A 7790-nucleotide genomic window follows, 5' to 3' on the forward strand; every position below is an offset into this window, starting at 1 on the left:
TGCGAGACCAATAACGTCTGATACCGTAGTTTCTGTTAATCCGATGGCGACAAGATGGGTTCGGGTGTTCCGCTATTTCGGATTCGGATTCGGATTCGGATTCGGATCCATCTTGATTACCTATCGCGTCTTTGCTCCATACGTACTCAAAGGCGGCAATTCCCACAGGGACTCCAATAGCAATACCTAAACTTAGAGCGAGCCAAAAACCTGCGTTTTTTCGAGGGTGGTTTTTACTTCGCGTGATGGCATACCTGATTCCTTTTTTCAGGAGCAATTACCGCGACTATCCTGCGGGCGTAGCATTATCTCGGGCCTGTGGCGCCACGGGGTTCTCCGCGCGGTTTCATTGCCGCCAGCTCCTAAAAGGTTGGTTACAGATAATGTGAGCACGTAGAATTGGTTTGCAAGCATGCGCCACCAAAGACATGCAAAGACGCAGTTAATGTGAGCGCGAGGAACCTAGGGTCGCAATTAATCTGAGCAGAAAAGTGCATTGATTGCGAGCATGGCTATTTTCTATTGCAAGCCACTACACCTAACGGCTGTCCCGGCTGGTAAAATTGGAGCTGATTATGGCTGCCGCCTAATCAAATACTGGAACAACTCAGACGGTCAGACGCTAAATTGGCTTGGCGTACTTTTTTCGAAGCGTCTCCAGGGTGTTTGAATTTCGCTTCCAAAACCACGCCCCGTAGATGACGACAGCAACTACGCCTCCTCCCACTTCATTATTCCAAGGGAACATGCCGTATTGAATCGCCATGGTTTTAAATATAAAAATCCTTACTGCACACACAGCAACAATAAAAATATTACATGCAATCAAAAAAAAACCAAAAATTATGAACCCATCGAAAACATAAAGATACGACCAGCCCCGCCAAAAAAAACCCCACCTTTTAAGATAAACCTCACATTTTCATACATCACACCACCCTCCCCTACATTGCACACCTGAAAAAATAGAAATATGCCCCAGTCACAGCAACGGCGGTCACTCCATAGCTCCTCGCAATTTTCACGGGCTAAGTGGATTTTTTCTATCCGATTATTCGTCGCGTCAGTTATTGGCACCCAGATACGCCAACTCCTCTACTTAGCTCTTCATCGCATGTAGACTGTAATGAGAAGAGTTTAAAAGTAAAGGTATTGACCCCATAAGTATCGCCATTTTGCGACAGCACCAAACCATTTGTGACATTCGTAATCAATCGCCTTCTAGGGCTCAGAAGCCCAGAAATTCGGTCCGCTGCATTTTTCAATAGCTGAGGCCAATGAACGCCACCGGCAACGATTAAGCTTCTGGCCCAGATGAAAGACCGGTAGACACTACGCCGATCTTTTACGCGCTTTTTTTGCGACCGAATTGCTGTGTGAACTGCAGGCTTCGCCATATGCTTGTTGCCAAAAGCTCATAATGAAGCGCGCGCATCAATCACCCGATCCATACGCTCTCCCACTACCACACCGGGGAAGATGGCGTTGACCCGGATATTGTGCGGCCCCAGCTCATTGGCAAGTGACTTCATCAATCCGACAATCGCACATTTGGTCGAGGCTTAAGGGGTTCGGAGGGGGTAACCTATCCGTCTTGCAATGCCAGCAGGCTCACTATGAATGAGGTCAACAAGGAATAAACGGTTTTGAGGATAAGGTTACGTGATTGAATTCATCATCGGCACGCTGGCAATTGCCGCCGCTCTTATCGTGTCTTTGTCCTGTGTAGTTTGGATTTCGCGCAGAAAGCATCGTTCGAACGAGCAGATTGTCGACAGGCCGCCACTTCAAGCTGAACCGTGGATGAATCCGAAGTGGAAGCCGTGGCATCAGGCAATCTTTGGCCTGATCGTGGGTAGGGGTTGCATTCGCAACGATCAGCATATGGCTTATGGACGAAATTAGTTTCCGACTAAATGCATCTCCAGTGGTCGAAGCTCGGATCGAGGAAGTCGAAAGTAGCTTTTTAAAAAACCGCCAAATTTTCTACGCGGATGTTTCATTTGATACAGCCCAAGGACAGCGAATCATCACCCGGCCCGAGCGCGACGGCTTCGCCAGCTACGGCAGCTATACGACGCCGCCAATGATTGGTTCAACAATCAGAATTGAGTACGACACACGCGATCCTACTTACGTACGAGATGCCAAGGTCGGCTGGAACGTGTTGAACAGATTCATCGTTCTCGATGGCGTGTTGTTGGTGATCGGATGCTTTGGCATTCCCGCGTTACTTAGAGATCTGAGGGCGCTTGGCAAGGGCACTAATAAACCTAGTGGCTTTTCGGGTGGTGCTTAGCATCGAACAGCGGGCTTGCCCAGAAACGCCCAAAGGGCACCACAAATAAGTTGGGGCACGTAGCCCCAAGATTGACCAGGAGTGACGCTGTAGCACCCCGTATCAGGCTGCCATTGTTTTCCGCTTGATTCTGTACACCGTCGCAACACCACAGTCAGCCAACTTGGCGATCTTGTCAGCAGATAGGTTGGATCCTCCTCCCTTACCAGCAGCTCAACAAAGTGTTGGATAGATACTCTTTTATCACCGCGCCTGCTTCATAAATAGCCAAAGTATTTCTCAAGCTATCCCCAGAATAAACGCTATGAATTCCCCACTCTACCTCCGGCCAAGTCCTCCGAAAGAGGCACAGCGCACGGTTTGAATGCGTCCACGAAGTAACCAATATAATTCGATTAGGATGTGAAGCGGTGAGCGTTTGTCGCGCGTACTGCGCATTCTCATAAGTGTTTCGCGACTCACACTCTAGCGTAATGGCTTCACTGGGCACTCCTGCCATTTCGAGTCGTGAAGCGATGAGAGTACAGTCCCCGTCGCCAGAGACTAGGATGCGCGGGGCAAGCCCTTTATGGAAAAGTTCAGCGGCACCGATCACTCGCTGTCCGGATTCACCGCCAAGCACAATGATCCATTCAGCATGCGGTAGTCGAACCTCCGTAAAAAGCCAAGTTTTTGAGTAGTGTAGGAGGAGAATACTGATCCCCCCAAAAAGCATGGCGAAAATACCGACTAAAGCCATGATTTTTTGCATTTTTGGAGGGGCGCAGGAGCCAATAAGTACTGATGGCAATAATTTTGACAGCGACATTCGTTTTCCGTTCTGACAGCGGCGCGTAAGAGATAGTCTTTAGGGTAGGTCTGAAGTAAGCCAACGCTTTTTGGTGTCCTTGCCGCTTGAGGTTCAAAAAACTCCAAGGCGGCCGAAAAGCAGCCATTTCCTGTCATTAATTCACTGTTCTTTCCTCTTATCGTGCTTTTTAGGGCGATCCGCCCGCATAACCATCAATGGATACGCCGGACGACCTTCGCCTTGCGGATAATGCGGCTCGATCAAGGTAATCAAACCCTTCAAGGGCACCACCTGATCCATCTCGATCAGGAAGCGCTCGCGGCGGGTCTGCTTACGTTTGCCGAATACTCGGCATCGGCGAAGGACATCTGTTTCACCGGGGCTGAACCGTTCGAATCGTGTGAGGCGAGTATTTCACCAGAGATGGAAGTCTTTCTCAGAGTTTCCCTCGTCGTCGTTTAATTGATCATTTCATCCAGCAATCGCATCATCGATGACTTTCTGCATCGCCTACCAAGTCTAAATAATGATTTTTCAGAAAACTGGACACTTTGCGCCATCAACTTGGGCGATCAGCGGCAAAGGGCCGGCGAACACTCCTTTAGCTCCCGGCCGATGAGGTGTGTTCGCTGGCCCCTTACCATGATGATAACCGCCAAAAATAAAAACACCCCGCGAAAGATAACTTCGCAGGGTGTGGAGGTAACCATCTAATTAACGCCCTTCAAAGGGATGGCACCTATACAGCTTACTACAGACTGATGTTACCAATCGTACTTCAACGTCACCTCTGCAGTGCGAACCATGTAACCTTGACCGCCGACCTGTGCGCCCATGGTCGCCGATAGACTAGTGTCTCGCGATAAGTTGCCGCTAACGCCGAATTTCATTTCAGCGCGATCACGCGGCAATTTTTCCCGCACGCTGTCATGATCAAATGTCATGGTTTGGGTACTCGGCCCGTGCCACCAGTTCAGCTCGGCAATCGGTTGAAGGCCGCGACCGTCAACGTCCTGAGTCCAGCGAGCCCCCAAGGGCGTAGTAAAATCGGACGAGCCCAGTCCTGAGACCTGGGTTCCGTTCTCCTCAACATGTGTATGGGCACGGCTGCCGGAGTAGATGACCTGAGCCTGAGGCACCACAATGTTCTTACCATCGCCCAGCGGCACGGCATATCCCGCTTCCACCGAGGTCGAAAGGTTATGTGACTGGTAGTGCTCCTCTTTCAGCCCCTGGCCTTTGACTTCGTTCTCGAATCGACCAAACATCATCCAGGTATCCACGTACGGCCCGGTATGACTGTCCTGATGACCATACCAAGTGCCATAAACACCGGCGCTATAGCCTGTGACCTTACCTTTGGCGCTCACACTGTCGTTGTGCGAACTGTTACTGCTAGTACCCGAAGCGCCCATCACGCCCACTTGGTAGGAGCCATCTTTGCCATCACTACCGCCCAATTCACAAGAAAAGATTTACGCATATCCAAACATCTCAGATTAGGTCGCCATTATAGCGCCCGATTGAATTATCCAAAATCATTAGGCCAGTTCACCGCTCCCGTTCTTAAAATACAAAACGCCCGATGCGGTCCATCGGGCGTTAGGGTGAAACATGTGTAAAAGTACTCCAAGTCTAGACAGCCTTTTACGAGGCCCCAACTGAGCCATATTCACTCAGGCCACTGACCGCTTACCAGAGGTAGCGATAACCCAGGGTCACACCAAACGGTTGTTCGATGCCGCTGCCCTTGGCGTACTCGGCATCCACCGAGATCTTGCTGTTCTCGGTGAGCTGCATCACGCCGCCCAGACCCACTTCGGTGCGGTTACCCGGCAACTTGGCCTCCAGCTTAATGCCGTTGACCTTGACTGAGCTGTCGCCACCGTGTTCGGTGACGTACGAGGCCTTGACGTACGGCTGCACTTTCATGCCGTTGTCCATCACGATGCTGCGCCCCACCAAGCCACCCATGCGGCTTTGCAGGCTGTCCAGGTCATCCGCTTTCACTTTCAAGCCGTTGCTGGCCGTGTAGCGACCACCCTCGGTTTTGGTCGCGGTGATTTCCAGTTGCGGCTCGACAAACCAACCGTCCTTCAGCTCGATGTGTTTGCCCACTTCGACGTCCACCCCAACACCGTTGGTATTGTACGAGCCTTTGACCTGCTTGCCGGAGTTGGTCGGGGTCTTGACCTTGTTGTCAAAACGGCTGTACTTGGTCACGGTATCCACATAGACACCACTATCGTGCAGGTAAGTGGCGTAAAGACCACCAAACTTGCTGTCGACTTCGCCCGTTGCGCCTTCGCCAAAGTTGGCATTCGAATGCGCCGAGCCCACCATGCCGCCGAGGTACAACTTGGCGCCGTCGAGCATGATGGCTTTATCGGCGCCGATTTCCATGCCGTTGATGTTCTGATCATAGGCACGACTGGAGTTTTCACTCACTTCAAACCGCTTGCCGATGGCGCGGGTCCAGATACCGCCTTCGTCCTTGCCCATGCGTAACTCACCCAGGCGCTTGACCAGTGCGTTCATTTGCGCGTTCCACAGGCTGGCACTCGCCGTCTGTGCGGCAACGGCAGCGTTGGCGCCTTTGGACAGGTCGGCCGGTTTTGGCGCCGCAGTCGGAGTCGAAGTCGGTGCCGGAGTTGGATCAGGAGTCGGTGGAACCTGCGCGGACGGGGTACTCAACACCCAGTTGGCGCCTTCCTGATTCAGCGTGTAGCGGAATGCACCGGCATCGACGTAACCACCCGCCAGGTTGAAGCTACCGCTGCCGCCGTGGGTCTCCACCAGGGTTAGCTTGCCGTCCGCACTGACCGGCTCGCGACCGCTGTCGGCCACCAGTAACTGGTGTTGGCCACTGGTGTCGCCGCCGACTTTGATCAGGTCACCGGAGAGCGCACCGATCTGCGTGTTCATCGCAAACTGACCGTTACCGCTCAGGTCGCCTTTGATGTCCAGGGTGTTGCCGGCGGTGGAACCGCCGAGCGTCACCCGCCCGTTGTTGTTGAGGTTGCCACCGACGGTGAAGGTCTGGGCGACGGTGCTGTTGGCTCCGGCCAACAGGGTACCGGCGTTGTCGATCGAACCGGCCACCCCACCGATGCCACCAAATTGGGCGCCGGAGGCGATGTTGACCTGCTGACTAGCTAGGGTCATCGGTGACGCGTCGCTGCCGAACAGCAAGGTGCCGTTGTTGACTTGCGTCGTGCCGGTGTACGCCACGTCGCTACCCAGGGTCACGCTGCCGACGCCATTTTTGGTCAAGTTGCCCGCGCCTTGAACGATGTTAACCAACTGCCAGTTGGTGGCGGTGTCGAGCACCAGGTTGCCGTCGTTCTGCACGTGGGCGTTGCCGAGGCTGCCTTGTACCAGCGCGGTAAGGCTCGAGTTGGTATCAATGGCAAACTCACCGTTGAAGCCGCTGTTGTCAGCGTCCAGTTTCAGGTCGCTGACGTTTTGCACGAGCACCTGGCCGGTGCCGGTCAGCTTGTTCTGCAAGGTGCCGATCACACCGTCCAGGGTCAGGCTGCCTTCATCGGCAATCGTCCCATTGCCCAGACCGGCCGCATTGTTAAGAGTGGCATTGGCACCGTTGGCGATAGCCGTCGCAGCGCTCAGCCCGCTGTTCGCGCCCTGCACATCGAGTGTTCCACCGTTAACGTTCAACTGACCTGCACCGGTCAGTGCGCCAGCCGAGGTCCCGCCATTGCTCAGATTCAGCGTGCCGCTGTTGACGTTCAGCGTTGAGCCCATCGCGCCATTCAGCGCACCAAGAGTCTGCGTTTTACCGTTGAGATCAAAGGTGGTGGTATCCGCGAGGTTTAACTTGCTGGTCTGGCCGAGTGCATTGTCACTACCCGCCTGCAACGTCCCGGTATTAACACTGGTTTCGCCGGTGTAGTCGTTGGTGTCATTAGACAGCGACACCAAGTCGTCACGAGCATCAATGGCCAGGTTACCGGTGCCAGTGATTTTGGCGGACATATCAGCGGAAACACCAGTTGCACCCGTGTCCTGAGCAAGCGTCAACGTCTGGCCTGCCTGCAGATCCAGTTGTTTCAGGCCGTAGTTCACATACAAGCCGTCATTAAGTGAGCTGGAAGTCAGTCGGTAATCGTATGTCGCCTTAGCTACAGTATTACCGTTCTGGCTGACGTCTACCTCACGTGCCGCCGAGATGACCTGATCATTTTGATCGACCAGTTTGATCGCACCGCCGCTACCCGTCACATTACTTGATCTCACCAACTGTACGCTGACGTTCTCCTCATCCTGCTTCAGCAGGTTGGTCGTGTTAGGTGTATCGGGTAGAGCCGGATTGAATGGCGTTGGCACATTCACGCGCACGGTACCGGTATGATTAATTTCCAGCGCCCCTGCCGTGATCAGGCTGGTTGCCACAACCTGCTGCGGTGCGGTGGCATTGAAGAGCATTTTGCCGCCATTAATCGTCAGCCCGCCGACCTGTTGGTCGCCATCACCGACGGTAGTCACGTTGCCCGCGCCCACTTCCAGAGTTGCACGGGTCAGTGCCGTGGTGTTGTCACCAGACAGCGCAAAGGTGTTGTTGGTCAGATTCGCCGTACCGGCAAAGTCCGCACCCACTCCGCTTCCAAAGTTGAACGCCTGTCCATTGTTGGACGCATTCAACGTACCCGCTCCGGTCAGGACGTTGTCGAAGCTGAACGCACC

At 53.5% G+C, this 7790-nt stretch carries 5 protein-coding genes and 2 pseudogenes; 2 read left to right on the top strand and 5 right to left on the bottom strand.

The genetic code is table 11. The features are described from left to right. Window positions 1–1424: 1424 nt before the first annotated feature. A pseudogene (locus C7534_RS29420) lies at window positions 1425–1607 on the bottom strand (SDR family oxidoreductase); the annotation flags it as partial. Between the two features lie 55 nt (window positions 1608–1662). On the opposite strand from C7534_RS29420, the gene C7534_RS32440 reads away from it, so the two are divergent. Together C7534_RS32440 and C7534_RS29425 are read left to right on the top strand one after the other, a co-directional pair. Next, a complete protein-coding gene (locus tag C7534_RS32440; protein ID WP_146206215.1) occupies window positions 1663–1905 on the top strand; it encodes a hypothetical protein in 243 nt (80 codons plus the stop codon). Next, a complete protein-coding gene (locus tag C7534_RS29425) occupies window positions 1892–2299 on the top strand; it encodes a DUF3592 domain-containing protein (protein ID WP_109787936.1) in 408 nt (135 codons plus the stop codon). The genes C7534_RS32440 and C7534_RS29425 overlap by 14 nt, the downstream gene beginning before the upstream one ends. Window positions 2300–2501: 202 nt before the next feature. On the opposite strand, the gene C7534_RS29435 is transcribed toward C7534_RS29425, so the two are convergent. The 4 genes and pseudogenes from C7534_RS29435 to C7534_RS29450 all read right to left on the bottom strand — a co-directional run. Further along, window positions 2502–3107: a YdcF family protein gene (locus tag C7534_RS29435; protein WP_218278093.1), complete on the bottom strand. Its 606-nt coding sequence runs from the start codon at window positions 3105–3107 to the stop codon at window positions 2502–2504. Between the two features lie 186 nt (window positions 3108–3293). Next, window positions 3294–3466: pseudogene (locus tag C7534_RS29440) on the bottom strand (IS5/IS1182 family transposase); the annotation flags it as partial. A gap of 387 nt (window positions 3467–3853) precedes the next feature. Next, complete coding sequence (locus C7534_RS29445) at window positions 3854–4549, bottom strand: autotransporter outer membrane beta-barrel domain-containing protein (protein WP_109787937.1); 696 nt, start codon at window positions 4547–4549, stop codon at window positions 3854–3856. 232 nt (window positions 4550–4781) lie between these two features. Then, a partial coding sequence (locus C7534_RS29450; RefSeq protein WP_146206217.1) for an autotransporter outer membrane beta-barrel domain-containing protein occupies window positions 4782–7790 on the bottom strand: 3009 nt, incomplete at its 5' end.

Source organism: Pseudomonas sp. OV226 (genome assembly GCF_003148705.1).
Classification (GTDB): domain Bacteria; phylum Pseudomonadota; class Gammaproteobacteria; order Pseudomonadales; family Pseudomonadaceae; genus Aquipseudomonas.

Bases quoted from the DNA above. Each gene is read 5' to 3' on its own strand.
- C7534_RS29435 (WP_218278093.1), bottom strand. From the start codon at position 3,107: ATGTCGCTGTCAAAATTATTGCCATCAGTACTTATTGGCTCCTGCGCC.
- C7534_RS29425 (WP_109787936.1), top strand. From the start codon at position 1,892: ATGGACGAAATTAGTTTCCGACTAAATGCATCTCCAGTGGTCGAAGCT.